Genomic DNA, 23,984 nt, shown 5'->3' with positions numbered 1-23,984 from the left:
GCCACCGCCTTCTCGCCCGAGCGGTAGATACTGGGCGCATGGCGATCCCCGTCAGTCTCGGCATGCCGGCTGCGCCCCCTCCCGTCCTCGCTCCCCGTCGCAAGACCCGCCAGCTCGACGTGGGCGGTGTCGGCGTGGGCAGCGACTTCCCGGTGAGCGTGCAGTCGATGACGACCACCAAGACCGCCGACATCAACGCGACGCTGCAGCAGATCGCCGAGCTGACCGCCTCCGGCTGCCAGATCGTGCGGGTCGCCGTCCCGGACACCGACGACGTCGAGGCGCTGCCGATCATCGCCAAGAAGTCGCAGATCCCGGTCATCGCCGACATCCACTTCCAGCCGCGCTACGTCTTCGCCGCGATCGACGCCGGCTGTGCCGCCGTCCGGGTCAACCCGGGCAACATCAAGAAGTTCGACGACAAGGTCGGCGAGATCGCCCGGGCCGCGAAGTACGCCGGCACCCCGATCCGGATCGGCGTCAACGCCGGGTCGCTGGACAAGCGGCTGCTGGAGAAGTACGGCAAGGCCACCCCCGAGGCGCTGGTCGAGTCCGCGCTGTGGGAGGCGTCGCTGTTCGAGGAGCACGGCTTCCAGGACATCAAGATTTCGGTCAAGCACAACGACCCGGTGGTCATGGTCCGCGCCTACGAGCTGCTCGCCCAGCAGTGCGACTACCCGCTGCACCTGGGCGTCACCGAGGCCGGTCCTGCCTTCCAGGGCACGATCAAGTCCGCGGTGGCCTTCGGCGCGCTGCTGTCCCAGGGCATCGGCGACACGATCCGGGTCTCCCTCTCCGCACCGCCGGCGGAGGAGATCAAGGTCGGCAACCAGATCCTCGAGTCGCTCAACCTGCGCCAGCGCGGGCTGGAGATCGTCAGCTGCCCGTCCTGCGGCCGCGCCCAGGTCGACGTCTACAAGCTCGCCAACGACGTCACCGAGGGCCTCGAGGGCATGGAGGTGCCGCTGCGCGTCGCCGTCATGGGCTGTGTCGTCAACGGCCCCGGCGAGGCCCGCGAGGCCGACCTCGGGGTCGCCTCCGGCAACGGCAAGGGCCAGATCTTCGTCAAGGGCGAGGTCGTCAAGACCGTGCCCGAGGAGCTGATCGTGGCCACGCTCATCGAGGAGGCCAACCGCCTGGCCGCCGCGATGAGCGCTGCCGAGCTGGCGGCCGCCGGCGGCTCGCCGGTCGTCACCGTCTCCTGACCCGCACCTGCTGAGCCGGTCGAGGGCGGGGTCCCACGTGCTGCGGTCACTTGCCGCCCGGGTGCTCGACGCCGACGACGAGGTCGCCGTCCGTGAGCTGCTCGACACCGACCCGGTCGCGGCGTGCATGCTCGCCGGCCGGATCGAGACCCACGGGACGGCGACGGCCACCCTGGGTGCCCCGCTGTGGGGCCTGTCGACCGGGCGGCGGCTGGACGCCGTCTGCCTGGCCGGCGCGAACCTGATCCCGTTCGCCCGGCCCGGCACCGAGCGTGCCGCGGCAGCCGCGTTCGCCGAACGGGCGCGGCGGGCCGGCCGCCGCTGCTCCACGATCGTGGGCCCGGCCGCCTCGGTGCTGCCGCTGTGGGAGCTCCTCGAGCCCTCCTGGGGGCCGGCCCGCGAGGTCCGCGCCCGGCAGCCGCTGATGGCCATCGAGGGGCCGCCGGCCGTGCCGCCCGAGCCCGCGGTCCGGCCGGTGCGGTCGGCCGAGATCGACCTGCTGTTCCCCGCCGCGATCGCCATGTTCACCGAGGAGGTCGGGGTCAGCCCACTGCGCGTCGACGGCGGCGCCGGGTACCGGGCCCGGGTGACGGACCTGGTGCGCGCCGGGCAGTCGCTGGCCTTGATCCGCGACGGGGAGGTGCTCTTCAAGGCCGACGTCGGCGCCGTCTCCCGGTCCGCCTGCCAGGTCCAGGGGGTCTGGGTCGCCCCGCAGTACCGCGGCCAGGGCATCGGCCAGCGCGGCACCGCCGCGGTCGTCGAGTACGCCCGCACCGCGATCGCCCCGGTGGTCAGCCTCTACGTCAACGACTACAACGTCGCCGCCCGGGCGGCCTACCAGCGGGTGGGCTTCACCCAGGTCGGCACCTTCGCCTCCGTCCTCTTCTGAAAGGACCCCGCTGCCCCCCACCCTGTCTCCGCGCGGCGCGGGACCCTGCAGCGGGGCCGGGCGCCTGACCGGCGCGTTCCTGTTCTGAGGGCGGGGTGCTCGGTCGTGGGAGCTGCGTCTGCCAGGGTGGGGTACGTGCGCAGCCGATCACGTTCCGAGAGCAGGGCCAGGGCCACCCGCCGGGCGGCCACCGCGGGCGGTGCGGCCGTCCTGGTCCTGGCGCCGCTGCTGGCCGGCTGCTCCAGCGACCCCACCAACGACGTCCGCGCTGCGGCGCAGGCCTTCCTCGACGACTGGGCGGCCAGCCGGACCGACGCCGCCGCGGGCCGCAGCACCGACCCGGCCGCGGTCACCACGCTGCTGCAGCAGACCGCCACCGACCTCCCCGACGCCACCCTGACCCCCGCCCTGGGCGCCGTCACGGTCACCGACGAGACCGCCACCGTCGCCTGGCGGGCCACCTGGGACCTCCCCGCCGCCCCCGACTGGCAGTACGACGCCTCGCTGCAGCTGCGCGAGGCCGACGACGCCTGGCAGGTCGTGGCCGCACCGACCGTCGTCCACCCGGAGCTGGCCTCGGGGCAGCACCTGGAGCTGTCCCGCCGGCTGCCCGACCGGGCTCCGATCACCGACGGCACCGGCGCCCCGCTGTTCGCCGAGACCGAGGTGGTCAACGTCGGCGTCGACAAGGCCCAGGTGACCGACCTGCCCGCGCTGGCCGCCGGGCTCGCCGCCGCCACCGGGGTCTCCGCGGAGGAGATCACCGCCGACGTGGACGCCGCGCCGGAGGGCCAGTTCGTCCCGGTCATCACGCTGCGCCGCCCGGACTTCGAGGAGATCCGCAGCCAGGTGTTCGACCTGCCCGGCGCGGTCTTCCCGACCAGCACCCGGTTGCTGGCACCCAGCTCCCGGTTCGGGCTGGCACTGCTGGGCCGGGTCGGCGAGGCCACCGCCGACGTCCTCGCGGCCACCGTGGGCGAGGACGGCGAGCCGCTCTACACGTCCGGTGACCAGCTGGGGCTCTCCGGTCTGCAGCTGGCCTACCAGCAGCAGCTGACCGGCACCGCCGGGTTCTCGGTCTCCGTCGCCAGCACCGACGAGACCCTGAACGACGCCGGCCGGGAGATCGCCGCCGTCGAGCCCGTGCCCGGCACCCCGGTGCAGACCACGCTGCTGCCCGCCGTGCAGGACGCCGCGGACGCCGCCGTCGCCGCCCAGCCGCTGGCCACCCACCTCGTGGTCGTCCGCCCGGGCACCGGGGAGGTCCTGGCCGTCAGCTCCAACGAGGCGGCCAACCCCACCAACGCGCTGTCCGGGCAGTTCCCGCCCGGGTCGAGCATGAAGACGATGACGGCGACCGCGCTGCTGTCCGCCGGCGCGCTCACCCCCGACTCCCCGGTGCCCTGCCCTGGGACGACGGTCGTCGAGGGCCGCGAGTTCGAGAACGAGGACCAGTTCGACCTGGGCACCGTGCCGCTGACCGAGGCCTTCGCCGAGTCCTGCAACACCACCTTCATCCAGCAGGGGACGGCCCTGCCCGACGACGCCCTCGCCGCGGCCGCCGCCTCCTACGGCGTGGGCAGCGACTGGCAGCTGCCGGTGGGCGTCTACAGCGGCGACGTGCCGGCCGACGCGACCGGCACGACCAAGGCCGCCGACCAGATCGGCCAGGGTCAGGTCCTGATGAGCCCGGCGCAGCTCGCGCTGGTCGCGGCCGGCATCGCCAGCGGCACCCCGGCCGCCCCGGTGGAGGTGGTGGGCGCCGACCCGGCCGGGCCGGCACCGGCCGGGCCCGGCCAGCAGGTCCTCGACGCGCTGCGGCCGATGATGCGCCAGGTCGTGCTCACCGGGACCGCGACCGGGGTCGCCGACCGCGGTGAGGTCTTCGGCAAGACCGGCACGGCCGAGTTCGGCACCAACACCCCGCCGGACTCGCACGGGTGGTTCATGGGCTGGCAGGCGGGCGGGCCGCAGGGCGACCTGGCCTTCGCCGTCCTGGTCGAGGCCGGTCAGACCAGCAAGCTCGCCGTCGACGTCACCGACGCCTTCCTCGGCGGTCTCTGACCGCAGTGCCCCGGTCCCGCCCGCGCACGTCGCGGGCGGGACCGGCGGAGGCGGTCAGTCCGGGAGGCCCGGGAACGGGCTGGTCACCGGGGTGCGGCCGGCGGCGGTCCGCCAGCCGACCGCCCGCAGCTCCGCAGCGCCGAGCTCCGCGACGCCGAGCTCCCGGGTGCCGGTCTCGGTGGCCTGGTCCAGGACCCAGGTCCACGCCGACGACGTCCCGTCCTCGAGGGTGACCGCGAGGACGGCGGCGTCCACCGCCGACAGCACCGGGAACGGCAGCGCGTAGCCGCCCTCGGCGCCGACCGGCTCGACCCCGCGGGAGGTGAGCAGCACGGCCAGCCGGTCGCGGAGGTCGCGGTGCGCCTGGCGGGCGGCGGCCACCGGCTCGCGCTGCTCCAGCGGCAGGGCAGCACCCACCACGGCGTAGCCCCAGACGGCGGTGTGCGCGGCGGCCAGTGCGCTCTGCAGCGCGGCGTCCTCGGCGGCGGTGGGGGACGGGGCGGTGCTCGGGGCGTCAGGCACGGTGCTGACCTCTCCGGGAGGGGACGGTGCCGGTCACGCCAGCTGCCCGGCCTGACCCCGGAGCCCGGCGGAGACGCTGCCCAGCAGTGCCGCCCGGCCGCCGGTGAACGCCGGGCACGCCGCGGCGTGGGCGTCGGCGGCCGCGGTCACCCGGCTGCGCAGCCACTCGCGGGCGCCCGCGGCGTCCGGCGGGCCGTCGGTCACCGGGGCGGCCGGGGTGCCGGGAGCCGGGGGAGCGTTGCTGGAGGCTCCGGCGCCCGGGGCGGCGGCCCGCAGCCGGTCGAGCTGGGCGCGGGCCTGGTCGGCCAGGCCGGCTGCGGTCGTGGCGAGCTCCGGTGCGGCGGACAGGGCGCTGTCGTAGGCGGTCACCAGCGTCTCCTGCACCTGCACCTGGGCCGCGAGCTGGTCGACCTGGGCGGGGGTGACGGCGTCGGCGTCCTCCACCGGGTCGCCGGTGCACCCGGTCGCCAGCGCGGCGGCGCCGGCGAGCGTGCCGAGCAGCAGGCTGCGGCGGCTGAAGGCGCCGGCGGCGGAGGAGGACGACAGCGGACCGGACATCGCCGTCCATCCTGGCAGCCCGGCCGGGCCGGCGTCGGGACGGTGGCGGCACAGGTCACGCCCGCGTGGCAGGTGGGACGGGAGGTGCGGGCGGTAACCTGACACCTCACGCGCAGCGTGCCGGGGCAGCAGTGCCCCGGTGGGCACCGGGGAGCGCGCCCGGTGGCTGTCGCGGTCCAACACAACAGGAGGCAACCGGTGTCCACGCGAGCTGCAGGCGCCGGCGACGAGGTGACCACCCGGCTCACGGAGTGGGTCGAGCCCGTCGTGGCCGCCGCCGGGTACGACCTCGAGGAGCTCGTCGTCCGCCCGGCCGGCCAGCGCTCGGTGGTCCGGGTCGTCGTCGACCGCGACGCGGGCGTCAGCCTCGACGACGTCGCCCAGGTCAGCCGCGCGCTGTCCGAGCGTCTGGACGCGGAGGACGAGGCGCTGGGCCGCTCGCCCTACGTCCTGGAGGTCACCAGCCCCGGCGTCGACCGGCCGCTGACCCTGCCCCGGCACTGGCGGCGCAACGTCGGCCGCCTGGTCACCGTCGCGGTCGGACCGGAGAAGGCCCGCGAGCAGGTCACCTCCCGGGTGGTGCGCATCGAGGACGACGGCGTGGTGCTGACCGTGGAGAAGGGCGGCACCAAGAAGGGCCAGGTGCGCCGCACAGTCGGGGAGCGCACGGTGCCCTGGGCGGAGCTGGGCGAGGCGCGGGTGCAGGTCGAGTTCACCCGTCCGGCCGGCCACCGTGACGCCGCGCTGGTCTACGAGGCCGACGAGCACGAGACCGACGAGCACGAGGACGACACCGACACCGACGACGAGCTCGACGACGACGAGCTGTCGGACGACGAGCTGGACGACGAGCCGGACGGGCCCGAGGGCACCGACGACGACGAGCACCACCCGACCAGGGCCAGCGCGGCCGGTGCAGCGGGAGGACCGGGCGACCGGGTCCCCGCCGCGCCCCGCGGGACGCACGGTCGCGACCAGGAGGAACAGAAGTGAAGATCGACCTGACCGCCCTCGCGGCGATCGAGCGGGACAAGGACATCCCCGCCGACACCGTGCTCCACGCGATCGAGAGCGCCCTGGTCACCGCCTACCGGCAGGCGGAGGGGTCGGCCCAGCACGTGCGGGTGCAGATCGACCGGACGACCGGCGACGTCGCCGTCCTGGCCCAGGAGCGGGGGCCCGACGGCGAGGTCGTGCACGAGTTCGACGACACCCCGGGTGACTTCGGCCGGATCGCGGCCAGCACCGCCCGGCAGGTGATGGTGCAGGCGCTGCGCGCGGCGGAGAACGAGCAGACCTTCGGCGAGTACGCCGGCACCGAGGGCGACATCGTCAGCGGTGTCGTGCAGGCCGACGCCCGCCGCAACACCCAGGGCCTGGTGCTGGTCGACATCGGCAAGGTCGAGGCCCAGCTGCCGCAGGCGGAGCAGGTGCCCGGGGAGAAGTACGAGCACGGCAGCCGGGTCAAGGCCTACGTGGTCTCCGTGGCGCGCACCCCCCGCGGCCCGCAGGTCACCCTCTCCCGCACCCACCCCAACCTGGTGCGCAAGCTCTTCGCGCTGGAGGCCCCCGAGGTCGCCGACGGCAGCGTCGAGATCGTGGCGGTCGCCCGAGAGGCCGGGCACCGGTCGAAGGTCGCCGTCCGCACCTCGGTCCCGGGCCTGAACGCCAAGGGCGCCTGCATCGGCCCGATGGGCCAGCGAGTCCGCAACGTGATGAGCGAGCTGCACGACGAGAAGATCGACATCGTCGACTTCTCCGACGACGACGCGACGTTCGTCGCCTCCGCGCTCGCCCCGGCCCGGGTCACCAGCGCCCGCGTCGTGGACGCCGCCGCCCGCGCCGTGCAGGTGGTCGTGCCCGACTACCAGCTGTCGCTGGCGATCGGCAAGGAGGGGCAGAACGCCCGCCTCGCCGCCCGCCTCACCGGCTGCCGCATCGACATCCGCAGCGACGCCCAGCCCACCGACGGCGACGCACCGGCGTCCCCGGGGATCGGGCGTGCGCCGCTGCGGCCCACCGGCCCCGGCGGCCTGGGCGGACGGCCCACCGGCCGCGGCCCCCAGGGGGGTGCCCGCACTCCCGGGCGGCGGTCGGAACACCCCGGCCCGTCGGCGCGCTAGACTAGGAGATGGCCGATCCGTCGAACCCGGTGCGCACCTGTGTGGGCTGCCGGAGACGTGCACCGGTCACCGAGCTGTTGCGTGTCGTCGTCCGCGGCGGGGGTCTGACCCCCGACCCGCGGCGGCGGCTCCCCGGCCGGGGTGCGTCCCTGCACCCCACCGCGGAGTGTCTGCAGGCAGCAGTCCGGCGCCGGGCCTTCCCGCGTGCGCTGCGCAGCAGCGCCACACTGGAGACCGGAGCGCTCGAGGAGCTCGTCTCCGCCCGGTCCTCGTGACCGGCCGGCACCGCACCCCGAGCAGCAGCACCCGCAGGACGGACACCGCAGGACGAACACCGTCGGACCGGCAACCGGCCGGTCCACTACGAGAGCAGGACGACCTCGGATGAGCAACCCGTGAAGTCGCCACGATGACCATGCACCACCACTAAGACCGAGGTCGAGCGGGCCCGCCGCCGGCCTCACCAGAGGAGACCCGTGCCAGGCAAGGCCCGCGTACACGAGCTCGCGAAAGAGCTCGGCATCGACAGCAAGGCAGTGCTCGCCAAGCTCAAGGAGCAGGGCGAGTTCGTGAAGTCCGCGTCCTCCACCGTCGAGGCCCCCGTGGCCCGGCGGCTCCGTGAGGCGTACCCCGGTGCCGGCTCGCCCAGCGGCTCCGGCTCGACCGGTGCCCGTCCCGGCCCCGGCCCGCGCCCGGCCGCACCGCGCCCGTCCGCTCCGGTGGCCTCGGCCACCGCAGCACCGGTGACCTCGGTCGCGCCGTCTGCACCCGCGGCTCCGGTCGCCCCCCAGGCCCCAGCGGCTGCCGTCCCGACCTCGGCCCCGGCCGCTGCGTCGACCCCGGCTCCCGCACGTCCGGCGGCCCCGGGTCCGCGTCCCGGCCCGCGGCCGGCCCCGCAGGCCCGTCCGGTCGCCCCGCAGGCCCCGGCCGCAGCGGCCCCGGCTGCACAGGCCCCCGCATCCCAGGCTCCGGCCGCCCAGGCCCCCGCGGCCCAGGCCCCGGCTGCCCCGGGTCCGCGTCCGGCCGGTGCTCCCGGTCAGGGTGGCGCCACCCCCGGTCCGCGTCCGGTCGGCTCCGGCCCGCGTCCCGGCCCCCGTCCGGCCCCGCGGCCGGGCAACAACCCCTTCAGCAGCGCCCCGCGTCCGGCTGCCGCCGGTCCGCGTCCGGCGCCGGCGCCCGGTGCGCCGAACCAGGGCGGTCCCGGCGGTCCCCGTCCGGCTCCGGGCGGTCCCCGTCCCGGCCCCGGCGCGGGCGGTCCCCGGCCCGCGTCCGGTCCCGGTGGCCCGCGTCCGTCCGCCGGTCCCGGCGGACCGCGTCCCAACCCCGGCATGATGCCGCAGCGTCCGAGCCCCGGCATGATGCCGCCCCGGCCCTCTGCCGGCGGTCGTCCGGGTGGTCCCGGCGGTGCCGGTGGCCCGGGTGCCGGTCGTGGCGGTGGCGCCGGTGGCGGCTTCCGTCCCGGTGGTGGCGGCGGCGGTGGCTTCCGTCCCGGTGGCGGCGGTCCCGGTGGTCCTGGTGGCCCCGGTGGCGGCGGCGGTGCTCCGGCCGGTGGTTTCCGCCCCGGTGGCGGCGGCGGCGGTCGTGGCCGTGGCCGCGGTGGCTCCGGTGCGGGCACAGCGGGTGCCTTCGGGCGTCCGGGTGGTCGTGGTCCGGTCCGCGGGCGCAAGAGCAAGAAGCAGCGGCGTCAGGAGTTCGACTCCATGGCGGCGCCGTCCATGGGCGGCGTCTCGCTGCCCCGTGGCAACGGCCAGACCGTCCGGCTGCCGCGTGGCGCGTCCCTGACCGACCTGGCCGAGCGCATCAACGCCGAGCCCGCCGCGCTGGTCACCGCCCTGTTCCACCTGGGCGAGATGATCACCGCGACGCAGTCGGTCAACGACGAGACGCTGCAGCTGCTCGGCGCCGAGATCGGCTGGGTCATCCAGGTCGTCAGCCCGGAGGACGAGGACCGCGAGCTCCTCGACACCTTCGACCTCACCTTCGGCGACGAGGAGAGCGACGACGAGGACGACTGGGACATCCGTCCGCCGGTCGTCACCGTCATGGGTCACGTCGACCACGGCAAGACCAAGCTCCTCGACGCGCTCCGGCACGCGAACGTGGCGGGCAAGGAGGCCGGTGGGATCACCCAGCACATCGGCGCCTACCAGATCGTCACCGAGCTGGAGGGCAACGAGCGCCCGGTCACCTTCATCGACACCCCGGGTCACGAGTCGTTCACCGCGATGCGTGCCCGTGGCGCGAAGGTCACCGACATCGTCGTCCTGGTGGTCGCTGCCGACGACGGCGTCATGCCGCAGACGGTCGAGGCGCTCAACCACGCCCAGGCCGCCAACGTGCCGATCGTGGTCGCGGTGAACAAGATCGACAAGGAGGGGGCCAACCCCGCCAAGATCCGTCAGCAGCTCACCGAGTACGGGCTGGTGGCCGAGGAGTACGGCGGCGACACGATGTTCGTCGACGTCTCCGCGACCACCCGTCAGGGTCTCGACGACCTGCTCGCGGCGGTCCTGCTCACCGCCGACGCCTCGCTGGACCTGCGCGCCAACATCGGCCAGGACCCGCAGGGTGTCGTCATCGAGGGCAAGCTGGACAAGGGTCGTGGCCCCGTCGCCACGGTCATGGTCCAGCGCGGCACGCTCCGCGTCGGCGACTCGATCGTGGCCGGTGACGCCTACGGTCGCGTCCGGTCGCTGCTCGACGAGCACGGCAACAAGCTCAAGGAGGCCCTGCCGGCCCGTCCGGTCCAGGTCGTCGGCCTGACCTCGGTGCCGCGCGCCGGTGACACCTTCCTCGTCGTCGAGGAGGACCGGATCGCCCGCCAGATCGCCGACCGCCGCCAGGCCCGGATCCGCAACGCGCAGAACGCGACGATGCGGAAGCGGATCAGCCTGGAGGACCTCGACGCCGCGCTCAAGGAGACCCGTCAGCTCAACCTGATCATCAAGGGCGACAACTCGGGCACCGTCGAGGCGCTCGAGGACGCACTGATGAAGATCGAGGTGAGCGACGACATCTCGCTGCGGGTCATCCACCGCGGCGTCGGTGGCATCACCAAGAGCGACATCGACCTGGCGCTGGCCGACGACGTCATCGTCCTGGGCTTCAACGTCCGGGCCGAGGGCCAGGCGACCGAGCTGGCTGCCCGCGAGGGGGTGGACGTCCGGTACTACACGGTCATCTACCAGGCCATCGAGGAGATCGAGTCCGCGCTCAAGGGCATGCTCAAGCCCGAGTACGAAGAGGTCCAGCTGGGCACCGCGGAGGTCCGCGAGGTCTTCCGGGTCCCGAAGATCGGCAACGTCGCCGGCTCGCTGGTCCGCAGCGGCACGATCGTCCGCAACTCCAAGGCCCGTCTCATCCGGGACGGCAACGTGGTCGCGGACAACCTGACCGTCGAGTCGCTGCGTCGCTTCAAGGACGACGCGACCGAGGTCCGCGAGGGCTACGAGTGCGGCATCGGGCTGGGGTCGTTCAACGACATCAAGCCCGAGGACGTCATCCAGACCTTCGAGCTGCGCGAGAAGCCGCGCGCGTGACGAAGGACCCCGCCCTCCCCGCCTGAGCACGCTCGGGCAGGGAGGCCGGGGCCGCCCGTCCCTCCCCGCCCCGGTCCGCCGGGACGGGGAGGACGGGACGGGCACCGTCGAGCGGCAGGGAAGAGGAGGGGCACCGGTGTTCACCGGGGCGCTGAGCGCCGACCTGCTGCTCGGTGACGTCCACTCGCTCAAGGAGAAGCGCGCCGTGGTGAAGCCGATCGTGGCCGAGCTGCGGCGCCGCTTCGCGGTGGCCGCCGCCGAGGCCGGCGACCTCGACCTGCACCGACGAGTGCAGATCGGGATCGCCACCGTCGCCGGTGACGCCGCCCAGGTGACCGACGTCCTGGACGCGTGCGAGCGGTTGCTGGCCGAACGCCCTGAGGTGACGCTGTTGTCCACCCACCGGCAGCTGATCAGCGACACCGACTGAAGGACCCCCTCGCCCCCGTCACCCGCACGCTCGTGACGGGCCCCTGCGAGGGGGCAATGAGACCAAGGAGCAGCTGAGATGGCCGATCCCGCCCGGGCACGCCGACTGGCGGTGCGCATCCGTCAGATCGTCTCCGCCACGATCGAGATGCAGATCAAGGACCCGCGGCTGGGGATGGTCACCATCACCGACGCGCGGGTCACCAGCGACCTCCGTGAGGCGACGGTCTTCTACACCGTCTACGGCAACGACAACGAGATCGAGGACTCCGCGCGGGCCCTGGCCAGCGCCACGGGGGTGCTGCGCTCGACGGTGGGGAAGCAGACCGGCATCAAGTTCGTGCCGACGCTGACCTTCGTCGCCGACATCGTCCCGGACACCGCCCGCGAGCTCGAGCAGGCGCTGGAGCGGGCCCGGTACGCCGACGCCGAGCTGGCCCGCGCCCGCGAGGGCGCCGAGTACGCCGGTGACGCCGACCCCTACAAGAAGCCCGCCGTCGACGAGGACGAGGACGACGACCTCGCCGAGGACGACCTCGCCGACGACGAGGTGACCGTCGAGGCCGGTGCCGGCCGCACCGACGACTTCGCCGACGAGCGGCCCTCCGCCACGGCCCAGCGGAGCGCCTCGTGACCGAGGCCGTCGACCCCGATCCCGACGACCTGGACGGCGAGCACCAGGGCGTCACGCTGGGCGGCCGCGAGGAGCCGGGCACCGGCGACCCGACCGCAGGCGGCAAGCAGGGCCAGATCGGCGAGGTCGACAGCATCGCCGCCGACGAGCCGGACGACGGCTCGCACTACGCGGTCGGTGGCGGCAACACCGACCCCGAGCCGCAGCAGCCGCCCGGGGCGGACCCGCACCCGTGACCGTCGACGTCCAGGTGCCGGCGGCCGTCGAGCTGCTGTCCGCAGCCGCGGCCGCCGGGGCCACCGTGGTGCTCTCCGGCCACGTGCAGCCCGACGCCGACGCCCTGGGCAGCACGCTCGCCCTGGCCGAGGGGCTGCGGCGCCGCGGCGCCCGGGTGGTCGCCACGTTCCCCGAGCCGTTCGTGCTGCCGCAGTCGCTGGGCTGGCTGCCCGGTGCCGACCGGCTCGTGCACCCGGGCACCGTGCCCGCCGACGCCGACCTGTTCGTCAGCCTCGACGCCGCCTCGCCCGGCCGGCTGGGTGCGCTGGCCGGGCTGCTGGAGTCCGCGGGGCGGTCGATCGTCGTCGACCACCACGCCAGCAACCCCGGGTTCGGCGACGTCCCGGTGGTCGACCCGCACGCCGCCGCGACCGTGGTCCTGGTCGCGGACCTCCTCGAGGGCCTGGGCGTCGACCTCGACGAGCAGCTGGCGACCTGCCTCTACGCGGGGCTCGCCGCCGACACCGGCTCCTTCCGCTTCGGCAACACCGCCCCGGGCACGCACGAGCTCGCCGCCCGGCTGCTGCGCACCGGCATCGACCACGCCGCGATCAGCCGGCGGCTGTTCGACACCGCCCCCTTCGGCTGGCTCGGCCTGCTGTCCGCGGTCACCGGCCGGGCGGTGCTCGAGCCCGACGTGGGCGCCGGACTGGTGCTGACCTGGTCCACCGCGGCCGAGGCGCGCGAGCACGGGCTGGCGCCGGACCAGCTCGAGGCCCTGGTCGACGTCGTCCGGGCGACCGCCGAGGCCGACGTCGCCGCCGTGCTCAAGGGCGCCGACGACGGCTCGTGGGTGGTGTCGATGCGCTCGCGGGGCGCAACCGACGTGGCCCGGGTGGCGATGGCCCTGGGAGGCGGCGGGCACCGGGCCGCCGCCGGTTACAGCTCCCCGCTGGACCGCGAGGGGACGATCGCCCAGCTGCGGGCGGAGCTCTCGCGCTGAGCCGGTCGATCCCCGCGCTGGCTGCGCCGGCGCTCGTCGTCCTGGCCGCCGAGCCGCTGTACCTGCTCGTCGACACCGCCGTCGTCGGCAACCTGGGCACGACCGCCCTGGGTGGTCTGGCCGTGGGCGGTGGCCTGCTGGCCTACGTCGCCGCCCTGCTCAACTTCCTCGCCTACGGCACCACCGCCCGGGCCGCCCGCCGCACGGGTGCCGGTGACCGCCCCGGTGCGGTCGCCGAGGGCGTGCAGGCGACCTGGCTGGCCGTGGGGCTCGGCACGGTGCTCGCCGCGCTCTTCCAGCTGCTGGCCGGTCCGCTGACCCGCGTGATGGCCGGCGGACCCGGGCCGGTGGCCGAGGCCGCCGAGCAGTGGCTGCGGGTGGCCAGCCCGGGGCTGCCCCTGCTGCTGGTGGCCCTGGCCGGCAACGGCTGGCTCCGCGGGGTGCAGGAGCTGCGCCGCCCCATGGTCTTCGTGCTCGCCGGCAGCCTGGTCAGCCTGGTGCTGTGCCCGTTGCTGGTGCACACCGCAGGACTCGGGCTGGTCGGTTCGGCGGTGGCCAACGTGGCCGGGCAGTCGGTCTCGGCGGCGCTCTTCGTCCGCACGCTGGCCCGCGAGCTGGCCGGCTCGGACGTCCCCTGGCGGCCCCACCCCCCGGCCCTGCGCGCCCAGCTCGTGCTCGGCCGGGACCTGCTGCTGCGGGCCGCGGTGCTCCAGGTGGCCTTCGCCGTGGCCGCCGCCGTGGTCGCCCGCTCCAGCACCGCCCAGCTGGGCGCCCACCAGGTCGCGCTGCAGCTCTGGTTGTTCCTCGCCCTGGTGCTCGACGCCTACGCGATCGCCGCGCAGACATTGGTGGGCACCGCCCTCGGTGCCCGGCGCCCGGACGAGGCCCGGCACACCGCCGTCCGGGTGGTGCGCTGGGGCCTGGGCACCGGCGTCGTCGTGGCCGTCGCGCTGCTGGCGCTGCGCCCGGTGCTGCCGGGGGTCTTCACCGACGACCCGGCGGTGCTCGCCCAGGCCGGCGTCGTCTGGTGGTTCCTGGCGCTCATGCAGCCGCTGGCCGGGGTGGTCTTCGCCCTCGACGGCGTGCTGATGGGCGCCGGGGACGTCGCGTACCTGCGCACCGTGACTCTGGGTGCGGCCCTGCTGGGCTTTCTGCCGCTGTCCCTGCTGTCGGGCTGGCTGGACTGGGGCCTGCCCGGGGTGTGGACCGGGCTGACCCTGTTCATCGTGCTGCGGCTGGTCGCAGTCGGGCAGCGGGTGCGGGGGAGTGCCTGGCTGGGTGAGAGCGTGAGCCCGTGAGTCCGAGGAAGCCCGACGCCGACGTCCCGCCGTCCCTGCTGCTGGTCGACAAGCCCGGCGGCATGACCTCCCACGACGTCGTGGCGATCGCCCGGCGGGTGATGGGCGTCCGCAAGGTCGGCCACGCCGGCACCCTCGACCCGATGGCCACCGGTCTGCTGGTGCTCGGGGTCGGCGCGGCCACCCGACTGCTGGGGTACCTCTCCGGCTCGGACAAGACCTACGAGGCGACGATCCGGCTGGGCCAGCGCACCGTCACCGACGACCGGGAGGGCGAGGTCACCGCCACGGCGTCGGCCGCCGGCGTGACCGAGGACGCCGTCCGGGCCGCCCTGGCCGCACAGGTCGGGGCGCTGCAGCAGGTGCCGTCGTCGGTGAGCGCGGTCAAGGTCGACGGGAAGCGCTCCTACGACCGGGTGCGGGCCGGGGAGGAGTTCGAGCTGGCCGCCCGCTCGGTCACCGTGCACTCGATCGACGTCCACCGCCTCGCCCGGCCCACCCCGGACCTGATGGACGTCGACGTCACCGTCTCCTGCAGCACCGGCACCTACGTCCGGGCCATCGCCCGGGACGCCGGGACGGCGCTGGGCGTCGGCGGGCACCTCACCGCACTGCGCCGCACCTCCTCCGGCTCGTTCAGCACCGAGCAGGCCCGCCCGGTGGAGGACGCCGCCGGTGCGCTGGCCGGCCCGGGCAGCGGTCCGGGCGTGGTCGCCCTGACCGACGCCGCCCGCGCGGTCTTCCCGGCCCGGGAGCTGACCGCCACCGAGGCCGTCGCGCTCGGGTACGGCCAGCGGGTGCCGGCCGCGGGTGTGCCGGGCCTGCACGCCGCGGTCGCTCCGGACGGCCGGCTCGTCGCCCTGGTCGAGGACGCCGGCCCGCTGGCCAAGGTCGTCGTCGGCTTCCCGCCGGGCTGACCGGCGGTACCGGGCGAACCGCTGTGTCACCGGCGGCGTCGCTGGGCAGGGAGGGCCCATGAGCGTCGTGAAGATCAACGCCGTGACCGTGCCGGTGGACAAGCGTGAACGGTTCGAGGAGCGGTTCCGGGGCCGCGCCGGTGCCGTGGAGACCACCCCGGGCTTCGAGTGGTTCGAGCTGCTGCGCCCCGCCGAGGGCACCGACCGGTACCTCGTCTACACCCGCTGGGAGAGCCAGGAGGCCTACGAGGCCTGGCAGACCAGCCAGGACTTCGACCGGGCGCACGACGGCGGCGGTGACACCCTCGCCCCCGCGGCCGAGCGCTCGCAGAACCACCTGGAGAGCTACGAGGTCGTCCAGTCCTCCGGCCCGCACGGCGAGAAGAGCTGACCCCCCGCCCGCGCCCGGGGGCCGCCCCGGGCGCGGGCTAGGCTCCTGTCGCGGACCGGCACCCGCCGGGACGCCAGCACCAGCACCTCAGGTGGGAGCCATGACCGACACGCTCAACGACAGCCGCACCTCCTCCCGGACGTTCGTCGAGGGCGTGCCGCTGGTCGTGGAGGACGTGCCGCGCCGCTCCGCCACCGAGCGTGCCGAGCAGTTGGCGGACCCCGGCTTCGGCCGGTACTTCACCGACTCGATGTTCATCGCCCGGTACCGCGCCGGTGAGGGCTGGGCCGACGCCCGGATCACCCGCTACGCGCCGCTGCAGATGGACCCGAGCGCGGCGGCGCTGCACTACGCGCAGTCGATCTTCGAGGGCCTCAAGGCCTATGCCCAGCCCGACGGCAGCGTGGCCACCTTCCGCCCGGAGGCCAACGCCGCCCGGTTCGTCCGCGGTGCGCGGCGGCTGGCCATGCCGCCGGTGCCGGAGGAGGCGTTCCTCACCGCCGTCGACGCGCTCGTCGACGCCGACCGCGACTGGGTCCCCACCGGTCTGGACCAGACGCTCTACATCCGGCCCTACCAGCTGGCGGTCGAGCCGTTCCTGGGTGTGCGGCCGGCCCACGAGTACCTGTTCGTCGTCATCGCCAGCCCGGCCGGGGCCTACTTCCCGCGCGGTGTCCACCCGGTGTCGGTCTACCTGTCCGAGGACTACATCCGGGCAGCTCCCGGGGGCACCGGCGACGTCAAGTGCGCCGGCAACTACGCCGCCAGCCTGCTGGCCCAGGAGCAGGCCATCGCCGCCGGCTGCGACCAGGTGGTCTGGCTCGACGCGGTGGAGAAGAAGTACGTCGAGGAGATGGGCGGGATGAACCTGTTCTTCGTCCTCGGCTCCGGCGAGGACGCCGAGCTGGTCACTCCCGAGCTCACCGGCACGCTGCTGCCCGGCATCACCCGCGACTCGCTGATCACCGTGGCCCGCGAGCTGGGGCACCGGGTCACTGAGCGGAAGTTCAGCGTCGAGGAGTGGCGGGCCGGCGTCGCCGACGGCACGGTCACCGAGACCTTCGCCTGCGGCACCGCGGCCGTGATCACCCCCGTGGGTGCGGTCAAGGCCCGCACCGGCGACTTCGTCGTCGGGGACGGCGAGCCCGGGCCGCTGACCATGCAGCTGCGCGCGCACCTGCTCGACGTCCAGCACGGGCGGGTGGCCGACCCGCACGGCTGGCTGCACCGCGTCGCCCCGGCCTCCTGAGCCGACGGTCGGCAGGGGAGTCGAGTGCTGCGCTGGCGTGGGTTGGACGCCGCCCCGGGTGACCTCGGGCGGGCGGTCGTCACCATCGGCATGTACGACGGGGTCCACCTCGGGCACCAGCACCTGATCGGCGCTGCGGTGGCCCGGGCCCGGGCGATGCACCGGCCGGCCCTGCTGCTGACCTTCGACCCGCACCCGGCCGAGGTGGTCCGCCCCGGGTCGCACCCGGCGATCCTCACCGCGGCCGACCGCAAGGCCGAGCTGGTCGCCGCCCTCGGTGTCGACGCGATGTGCGTGCTGCCGTTCACCTCGGCGTTCAGCCGGCTGACCCCGGGGGAGTTCACCCACACCGTCCTGGTCGAGCACCTGCACGCGGCCCAGGTCGTCGTGGGACGCAACTTCACCTACGGGCACCGCGCGGAGGGCGACGTCGGGACCCTCACCGCCGAGGGCCGCCGCTTCGGCTTCGGCGTCGAGGGGGTCGACCTGACGAGCGTCGGTTCGGCCCCCGACCCCACCGGCGACGGCGAGGTCACCATCTCCTCCACCTACATCCGGGCCTGCGTGGCCGCCGGTGACATGGCCTCGGCGGCGCTGGCCCTGGGCCGCCCGCACCGGGTCGACGGCATCGTGGTGCGCGGTGACCGGCGCGGCCGCGAGCTCGGCTACCCGACGGCGAACGTCGAGAGCCCCCGGTACACCGCCGTCCCCGCCGACGGGGTCTACGCCGGCCACCTCGTGCTGCGCGACCACCACGGTGCCACCCGCAGCCGGCACCCGGCGGCGATCTCGGTCGGCAGCAACCCCACCTTCTCCGGCGCCCGGCGCACGGTGGAGGCATTCCTGCTCGACTTCACCGGCGACCTCTACGGCGAGCACGTGGGGGTGGAGTTCGTCGAGCGGCTGCGGCCGATGACCACCTTCGCCGGCATCCCCGAGCTGCTGGTCGCCATGGCCGACGACGTCTCCCGCACCCGCACCCTGCTCGGGCTCTGACCGCCCCGCCCCGGGGGACGAGCCGGCTCTGCGGGAACGCGGCCCACCGGGGCCTTGTCAGGCCCGTGTAATCTCGGGCGTGACGTCGGGTGACCGACGTGTGTGCCTGCTGCCCCCGTGACACAGACCGGGGGCCACACGTGACCTGCCCTGGAGGCAAAGATGGCGCTCGAGAGCGCGACGAAGAAGCAGATCATGACCGAGTACGCGACGGTCGAGGGCGACACCGGTTCCCCCGAGGTGCAGGTCGCGATGCTGACCCGACGGATCAGTGACCTGACCGAGCACCTCAAGATGCACAAGCACGACCACCACAGCCGGCGGGGCCTGCTCCTGCTGGTCGGTCGTCGTCGCCGCCTGCTGAACTACCTGGCCAAGACCGACATCAACCGGTACCGCTCGCTCATCGAGCGGCTCGGCCTGCGCCGCTAGCACCACCGAGGGGACCTGTCCGGCACGCCGGGCCGGTCCCCTCACTCGTGCGGCACCCGCCGCACGGGACACCGGCCGAAGCGCCGCCCGCCCCGCGTGGGCCGGTCCTCGGTGGTGGCCCCCGGGACAGCGAGCCTGATCGCAGGCACCCGCGCCCCGAGGGCTTCGATCGAGCACCGGTCGCCCCGGACGCCGACGGCGCACCCGCCGCGAAGAGGACGTCGCCGCATGCGACGTAGGAAGAGGACACGATGTCTTCACCCAGCACCGACGCCACCGACTTCGACGCCGAGGACGGCGTCTTCAGCGCCACCGCGGTGATCGACAACGGGGCCCTCGGGTCCCGCACCGTCACCTTCGAGACCGGCCGGCTGGCCAAGCAGGCCGCCGGTTCCGTCGTCGCCACCATGGGCGACACCACGCTGCTGTCGGCCACCACGGCCGGCCGTCAGCCCAAGGACCAGTTCGACTTCTTCCCCCTGACGGTCGACGTCGAGGAGCGGATGTACGCGATCGGGAAGATCCCCGGTTCGTTCTTCCGCCGGGAGGGCCGCCCGTCGGAGGACGCGATCCTCACCTGCCGCCTGATCGACCGCCCGCTGCGCCCGACCTTCGCCAAGGGCCTGCGCAACGAGGTCCAGGTCGTCATCACCGTCCTGTCGCTGGACCCCGACCACGTCTACGACGTGCTCGCGATCAACGCCGCCTCGGCGTCGACCCAGCTCTCCGGCCTGCCGTTCTCCGGCCCGGTCGGTGGCACCCGCGTGGCCCTGATCAACGGCCAGTGGGTCGGCTTCCCCACCCACACCGAGCTCGAGGACGCCGTCTTCGACATGGTCGTGGCCGGCCGGGTCCTGCCCGACGGCGACGTCGCGATCATGATGGTCGAGGCCGAGGCCACCGAGAAGACGATCGAGCTCATCGCCGGTGGCGCCATCGCCCCGACCGAGGAGGTCGTCTCCGCCGGTCTCGAGGCCGCGAAGCCCTTCATCAAGGGGCTGTGCCAGGCGCAGGCCGAGCTGGCCGCCAACGCCGCCAAGCCCGAGGCGCACTTCCCCCGCTTCCTGGACTACCAGGACGACGTCTACGCCGCCGTCGAGGCCCACGCCACCGAGAAGCTGACCGTGGCCCAGGCCATCGCCGGCAAGCAGGAGCGCGAGGAGGCGACCGACGCCCTCAAGGACGAGGTCAAGGCAGCTCTCGCCGGTCAGTTCGAGGGTCGTGAGAAGGAGGTCTCCGGTGCCTTCCGCGCAGTGACCAAGAAGGTCGTGCGCCAGCGCATCCTCCGCGACAAGATCCGCATCGACGGCCGTGGCCTCACCGACATCCGGCCGCTGTCGGCCGAGGTCGAGGTCCTGCCCCGGGTGCACGGCTCGGCGCTGTTCGAGCGCGGCGAGACCCAGATCATGGGCGTCACCACGCTGAACATGCTCCGCATGGAGCAGCAGCTGGACACGCTGAACCCGGTCACCCGCAAGCGCTACATGCACAACTACAACTTCCCGCCGTACTCCACCGGTGAGACCGGCCGCGTGGGCTCGCCCAAGCGCCGCGAGATCGGCCACGGCGCGCTCGCCGAGCGCGCGCTGCTGCCGGTGCTGCCGGACCGTGAGGAGTTCCCCTACGCGATCCGTCAGGTGTCGGAGGCTCTCGGCTCCAACGGCTCCACCTCGATGGGCTCGGTCTGCGCCTCGACGCTGTCCCTGCTCAACGCCGGTGTGCCGCTGAAGGCGCCGGTCGCCGGCATCGCCATGGGCCTGGTCTCCGACGAGGTCGACGGCAAGACGCAGTACGTCGCGCTGACCGACATCCTCGGTGCCGAGGACGCGTTCGGTGACATGGACTTCAAGGTCGCCGGCACCAAGGACTTCGTCACGGCCCTCCAGCTGGACACGAAGCTCGACGGCATCCCCTCCGACGTCCTCGCCGGTGCGCTGACCCAGGCCCGCGCGGCCCGGCTGCACATCCTCGACGTCATGCTCGAGGCGATCGACGGTCCCGACGAGATGAGCCCGTTCGCCCCCCGGGTGACCACGGTGCGCATCCCGGTCGACAAGATCGGTGCGGTCATCGGCCCCAAGGGGCAGATGATCAACGCGATCCAGGACGAGACCGGCGCCGACATCACCATCGAGGACGACGGCACGATCTACGTCGGTGCCTCCGACGGCCCCTCGGCCCAGGCGGCCGTGGACCGGATCAACGCCATCGCCAACCCGACGCTGCCCAAGGTCGGCGAGCGGTTCCTCGGCACCGTGGTGAAGACGACGGCCTTCGGCGCCTTCGTCTCGCTGCTGCCCGGTCGTGACGGCCTGGTGCACATCAGCAAGCTGGGCAACGGCAAGCGGATCGCCAAGGTCGAGGACGTCGCGAACGTCGGCGACAAGCTGCAGGTCGAGATCACCGACATCGACGCCCGCGGCAAGATCAGCCTGGTGCCCGTGGTCGAGGGCGAGGCCGCCGCTGCCGGCGACAGCGCCCCGGCCGACGACACCGCTCCCGCGGAGGCATGACCACGTCGTACGGCCTGACCGGGGCCGGGACGGGCGCTGCGGCGTCCGTCCCGGCCCCGGTCGGCACCACGGCACTGCTCGACGTCGACGAGGTCGGCGGCCGGGTGGAGCGCACCGAGCTGCCCGGCGGCCTCCGCGTGATCACCGAGACCATGCCCGGGGTGCTGTCGGCGACGCTGGGCATCTGGGTCGGCGTGGGCTCCCGGGACGAGAGCCCGTCGGTGGGTGGCTCCTCGCACTTCCTCGAGCACCTGCTGTTCAAGGGGACGCGCAGCCGCACGGCGCTGGAGATCGCCACGGCGATGGACGCCGTGGGCGGTGAGATGAACGCCTTCACCGCCAAGGAGCACACCTGCTACTACGCGAACGTGCTCGCCAGCGACCTCCCGCTGGCGGTGACGCTCCTGGGTGACCTGGTCACCGAGGCGTTGAACACCGCACCAGACCTGGAGTCCGAGCGCACCGTGGTGCTCGAGGAGATCGCCATGCGCGACGACGAGCCCGCCGACGCCGTGCACGACCTGTACGCCGAGACGCTCTTCGGCGACACACCCCTGGGCCGGTCGGTGCTCGGCACCATCTCCTCGATCGAGGCCCTCACCCGGGACGACGTCGACGGCTGGTACCGCCAGCGCTACGCGGTGCCCTCCATCGTGGTCGCCGCCGCCGGCCGGGTCGACCACCAGCAGGTGCTCGACCTGGTCACCGCTGCCTTCGGCGACCGGCTGTCCGGCGACGCCCGCCCCGACCCGCTGCGGTCGGGGGAGGACGTCCCCCTCACCGCACCGGCCCGCCCCGGTGGGCTGATCCGCCGGACGACCGAGCAGACCCACCTGCTGCTGGGCAGCCTGGGGATGGGCCGGCTCGACGAGCGCCGGTACGCCGCCGCGGTGCTCGACGCCGCCGTCGGCGGGGGCATGAGCTCACGGTTGTTCCAGGAGATCCGGGAGAAGCGGGGCCTGGTCTACAGCGTGGGCTCCTCGCTGACCCACTACGCCGGCGCGGGCAGCTTCTCGGTCTACGCCGGGTGCTCGCCCAAGCGGGTGCCGGAGGTGCTGCGGCTGGTCCGGGCCTGCCTGACCGAGGTCGCCGGGACCGGGCTGACCGCCGAGGAGGTGGCCCGTGCCCAGGGTCAGCTCAAGGGGGGACTGGTGCTCGGGCTGGAGGACACCGGCTCGCGGATGAGCCGACTGGGCAAGAGCGAGCTGTCGTTCGGGGAGTACCTGCCCGTGCGCGCGGTGCTCGACCTGCTCGACGGGGTGGACGAGGAGCAGGTGCGGGCCGTCGCGGCGGACCTCTTCACCCGGCCCACCTGCCTGGCGGTCGTCGGTCCCTACCGGGAGCGCGACCTCGACCGGCTGCTCGCCGCCTGACCGCGTGACGTCACTGTCAGCTCAGCACGGCGCACTGGCCCGCGGGGCCTTCGCGGTCGCCGTGCTCGTGTCCCTCGCGGTGCTCTTCACCCCGCCGTCCGGTGTGCCCTCCTCGCCGCCGGGCGTGGACAAGGTGGTCCACCTGTCGCTGTTCCTGGTCCTGGCGCTCACCGCCCGGTGGGCCGGGGTCGGGCGGCAGGTGGCCACCGTGTCCCTGGTGGCGTACGCCGCTGTGAGCGAGGTGGTGCAGGGCACCGACCTGGTGGGCCGGGACGCCGAGCTCCTGGACTGGGTCGCCGACTCGGCCGGGGTGCTCCTCGGGCTCACCTTGTGGGCCCTGTCCACCCGTGGACGCGGCACGCGCTGAACCCGCCACGGGGATCTGTCTTGCGTCGGCCCCCGTCGTTGGTGAGCATCGCGGCATGACCACCAGCTCGACGACCGTCGTCCCCACTCCCGCTCCCGCCCCCACCGGGGACTCCCCGCTCCTGTCGGTGGGGGTGCTCGGGGCCCGCGGCCGGATGGGCGCCGAGGTGTGCCGCGCGGTCGACGCCGCGGCGGACCTCGAGCTCGTCGCCATGGTCGACGAGCGCGACTGGCTGTTCAACGTCGCCGACGCCGGCGCCCAGGTGGTCGTGGACTTCACCCGGCCGGACTCCGTCATGGAGAACATCCGCTTCTGCATCGACCAGAACATCCACTGCGTCGTGGGGACGACGGGCTTCGACGAGGAGCGGCTGGCCACCATCGCCCAGTGGCTGGAGCCCAAGCCCGAGGTGGGCGTCCTCATCGCCCCCAACTTCGGCATCGGCGCCGTCCTGCTGATGCGCTTCGCCCAGGAGGCGGCGCGCTTCTTCCCGTCGGTGGAGATCGTCGAGCTCCACCACCCGCAGAAGGTCGACGCCCCGTCGGGGACCGCGGCCCGGACGGCCCGCCTCGTCGCGGACGCCCGCCGGGCGGCCGGCGTGCCCGCCGCACCGGACGCCACCCGCGAGCAGGACTCGCTGCCGGGTGCACGGGGGGCCGACGTCGACGGGGTGCCCGTGCACGCCGTGCGGCTCAGCGGACTGGTCGCCCACCAGGAGGTGCTCATGGGTGCAGCGGGGGAGACCCTCACCCTGCGGCACGACTCCTACGACCGGGCGTCGTTCATGCCGGGCGTGCTGCTGGCCGTGCGCGAGATCAGCCGGCGGCCGGGCCTGACGCTGGGCATCGAGGGGCTGCTCGGGCTCTGAGGTGTGACGGGTGGGACCCGAGTGACTCATGGAGCGTCCGGACACCCTCCGTTCACGTGACCTGTGCCGCAATTTCGTAGGCACCGGATCGTCGTGACCTGCGGTTTCACGGTCAGCAGGGCGCTCCGAGGGTCGAAACCGGTCCTCGAGGGCCGCGACCGGCTTGACGGCCCGTTCCCCGCCGCGTAACTTCCTCTTTGCGCCGAGCGAGACCGGGCCGGAAGGGCCGGGAGCCGCGAGGTCAGACCCCCAGGGTGTGACAGCGAGCCGTGCTCGGCGTACTGTAGGACAAGCCGCCACGGAGAACGGCCACGGAAGTGGTCGGGAGTCGTGCGCGTCCGCTCCTTGAGAACTCAACAGCGTGCCGAAAGTCAGTGCCAAGTAACACATCCCCATGC

The 23,984-nt window shown here is 74.1% G+C and carries 23 protein-coding genes and 1 pseudogene; 22 read left to right on the top strand and 2 right to left on the bottom strand.

The window, feature by feature from the left end; translation table 11 throughout:
• Positions 1–38 precede the first annotated feature (38 nt).
• The 3 genes from ispG to GCU67_RS15405 all read left to right on the top strand — a co-directional run bounded on the left by ispG (position 39) and on the right by GCU67_RS15405 (position 4,158).
• Positions 39–1,205 carry a flavodoxin-dependent (E)-4-hydroxy-3-methylbut-2-enyl-diphosphate synthase gene (ispG, locus tag GCU67_RS15415; protein ID WP_163612102.1) on the top strand — a complete coding sequence of 389 codons (1,167 nt, stop codon included), beginning with the start codon at positions 39–41 and terminating at the stop codon, positions 1,203–1,205.
• 37 nt (positions 1,206–1,242) lie between these two features.
• Positions 1,243–2,094: a GNAT family N-acetyltransferase gene (locus GCU67_RS15410; RefSeq protein WP_338105049.1), complete on the top strand. Its 852-nt coding sequence runs from the start codon at positions 1,243–1,245 to the stop codon at positions 2,092–2,094.
• A 135-nt stretch (positions 2,095–2,229) separates the two neighbouring features.
• On the top strand, positions 2,230–4,158 hold the full coding sequence (locus GCU67_RS15405; protein ID WP_338105048.1) for a penicillin-binding transpeptidase domain-containing protein: 1,929 nt from the start codon (positions 2,230–2,232) through the stop codon (positions 4,156–4,158).
• A 54-nt stretch (positions 4,159–4,212) separates the two neighbouring features.
• Here GCU67_RS15405 and GCU67_RS15400 read toward each other — a convergent pair whose 3' ends face one another.
• A complete protein-coding gene (locus GCU67_RS15400; RefSeq protein WP_163612101.1) occupies positions 4,213–4,680 on the bottom strand; it encodes a DUF4439 domain-containing protein in 468 nt (155 codons plus the stop codon).
• 33 nt (positions 4,681–4,713) lie between these two features.
• Entirely contained in the window at positions 4,714–5,238 is a 525-nt protein-coding gene (locus GCU67_RS15395) for a hypothetical protein (RefSeq protein ID WP_163612100.1), read from the bottom strand.
• Between the two features lie 198 nt (positions 5,239–5,436).
• Here GCU67_RS15395 and rimP point away from each other — a divergent pair, with 198 nt between their 5' ends.
• From rimP to dapB, 19 genes and pseudogenes are all read left to right on the top strand, one after another.
• Positions 5,437–6,231, top strand: coding sequence for a ribosome maturation factor RimP (rimP, locus tag GCU67_RS15390; protein WP_338105047.1), 795 nt, complete (start codon positions 5,437–5,439; stop codon positions 6,229–6,231).
• On the top strand, positions 6,228–7,361 hold the full coding sequence (gene nusA, locus GCU67_RS15385; protein ID WP_163612098.1) for a transcription termination factor NusA: 1,134 nt from the start codon (positions 6,228–6,230) through the stop codon (positions 7,359–7,361). Before rimP ends, nusA begins: the two co-directional genes overlap by 4 nt.
• Before the next feature lie 8 nt (positions 7,362–7,369).
• Entirely contained in the window at positions 7,370–7,636 is a 267-nt protein-coding gene (locus GCU67_RS15380; protein WP_163612097.1) for a YlxR family protein, read from the top strand.
• Positions 7,637–7,837: 201 nt separating this feature from the next.
• Positions 7,838–7,978 (top strand): annotated as a pseudogene (locus tag GCU67_RS22520) (translation initiation factor IF-2 N-terminal domain-containing protein); the annotation flags it as partial.
• 1,083 nt (positions 7,979–9,061) lie between these two features.
• The gene (gene infB, locus GCU67_RS22030) at positions 9,062–10,900 is read left to right on the top strand and encodes a translation initiation factor IF-2 (RefSeq protein ID WP_246215191.1); all 1,839 of its coding nucleotides are present in this window, start codon (positions 9,062–9,064) and stop codon (positions 10,898–10,900) included.
• A gap of 136 nt (positions 10,901–11,036) precedes the next feature.
• Positions 11,037–11,330 (top strand): DUF503 family protein, encoded by a 294-nt coding sequence (locus tag GCU67_RS15370; protein ID WP_163612095.1) that lies wholly within the window; start codon positions 11,037–11,039, stop codon positions 11,328–11,330.
• 78 nt (positions 11,331–11,408) lie between these two features.
• On the top strand, positions 11,409–11,963 hold the full coding sequence (rbfA, locus tag GCU67_RS15365) for a 30S ribosome-binding factor RbfA (protein ID WP_163612094.1): 555 nt from the start codon (positions 11,409–11,411) through the stop codon (positions 11,961–11,963).
• Entirely contained in the window at positions 11,960–12,199 is a 240-nt protein-coding gene (locus GCU67_RS15360) for a hypothetical protein (protein WP_163612093.1), read from the top strand. Before rbfA ends, GCU67_RS15360 begins: the two co-directional genes overlap by 4 nt.
• Positions 12,196–13,182 carry a DHH family phosphoesterase gene (locus GCU67_RS15355; RefSeq protein ID WP_163612092.1) on the top strand — a complete coding sequence of 329 codons (987 nt, stop codon included), beginning with the start codon at positions 12,196–12,198 and terminating at the stop codon, positions 13,180–13,182. Before GCU67_RS15360 ends, GCU67_RS15355 begins: the two co-directional genes overlap by 4 nt.
• Positions 13,179–14,480 carry an MATE family efflux transporter gene (locus tag GCU67_RS15350; protein ID WP_211661473.1) on the top strand — a complete coding sequence of 434 codons (1,302 nt, stop codon included), beginning with the start codon at positions 13,179–13,181 and terminating at the stop codon, positions 14,478–14,480. The genes GCU67_RS15355 and GCU67_RS15350 overlap by 4 nt, the downstream gene beginning before the upstream one ends.
• Positions 14,477–15,397 (top strand): tRNA pseudouridine(55) synthase TruB, encoded by a 921-nt coding sequence (gene truB / locus GCU67_RS15345; protein WP_163612091.1) that lies wholly within the window; start codon positions 14,477–14,479, stop codon positions 15,395–15,397. The genes GCU67_RS15350 and truB overlap by 4 nt, the downstream gene beginning before the upstream one ends.
• A 58-nt stretch (positions 15,398–15,455) precedes the next feature.
• A complete protein-coding gene (locus GCU67_RS15340; protein WP_163612090.1) occupies positions 15,456–15,788 on the top strand; it encodes an antibiotic biosynthesis monooxygenase family protein in 333 nt (110 codons plus the stop codon).
• Between the two features lie 100 nt (positions 15,789–15,888).
• Entirely contained in the window at positions 15,889–17,037 is a 1,149-nt protein-coding gene (locus GCU67_RS15335) for a branched-chain amino acid aminotransferase (RefSeq protein ID WP_211661470.1), read from the top strand.
• 24 nt (positions 17,038–17,061) lie between these two features.
• Positions 17,062–18,033 (top strand): bifunctional riboflavin kinase/FAD synthetase, encoded by a 972-nt coding sequence (locus GCU67_RS15330; RefSeq protein ID WP_163612089.1) that lies wholly within the window; start codon positions 17,062–17,064, stop codon positions 18,031–18,033.
• A 162-nt stretch (positions 18,034–18,195) separates the two neighbouring features.
• Positions 18,196–18,465, top strand: a complete 270-nt coding sequence (rpsO, locus tag GCU67_RS15325) for a 30S ribosomal protein S15 (RefSeq protein WP_056287976.1) — start codon at positions 18,196–18,198, stop codon at positions 18,463–18,465.
• Between the two features lie 251 nt (positions 18,466–18,716).
• Complete coding sequence (locus GCU67_RS15320) at positions 18,717–20,978, top strand: polyribonucleotide nucleotidyltransferase (protein ID WP_163612088.1); 2,262 nt, start codon at positions 18,717–18,719, stop codon at positions 20,976–20,978.
• Positions 20,975–22,351 carry a M16 family metallopeptidase gene (locus GCU67_RS15315; RefSeq protein ID WP_170311064.1) on the top strand — a complete coding sequence of 459 codons (1,377 nt, stop codon included), beginning with the start codon at positions 20,975–20,977 and terminating at the stop codon, positions 22,349–22,351. The genes GCU67_RS15320 and GCU67_RS15315 overlap by 4 nt, the downstream gene beginning before the upstream one ends.
• Positions 22,352–22,355: 4 nt before the next feature.
• Positions 22,356–22,718, top strand: coding sequence for a VanZ family protein (locus GCU67_RS15310; protein ID WP_338105044.1), 363 nt, complete (start codon positions 22,356–22,358; stop codon positions 22,716–22,718).
• 55 nt (positions 22,719–22,773) lie between these two features.
• Entirely contained in the window at positions 22,774–23,586 is an 813-nt protein-coding gene (gene dapB, locus GCU67_RS15305) for a 4-hydroxy-tetrahydrodipicolinate reductase (protein ID WP_211661469.1), read from the top strand.
• Positions 23,587–23,984 lie beyond the last annotated feature (398 nt).

Source organism: Modestobacter muralis (assembly GCF_010682105.1).
Classification (GTDB): Bacteria; Actinomycetota; Actinomycetes; order Mycobacteriales; family Geodermatophilaceae; genus Modestobacter; species Modestobacter muralis.
Note: the sequence above shows the minus strand (reverse complement) of the source record. Positions and strands in the feature narration are given on the sequence as shown.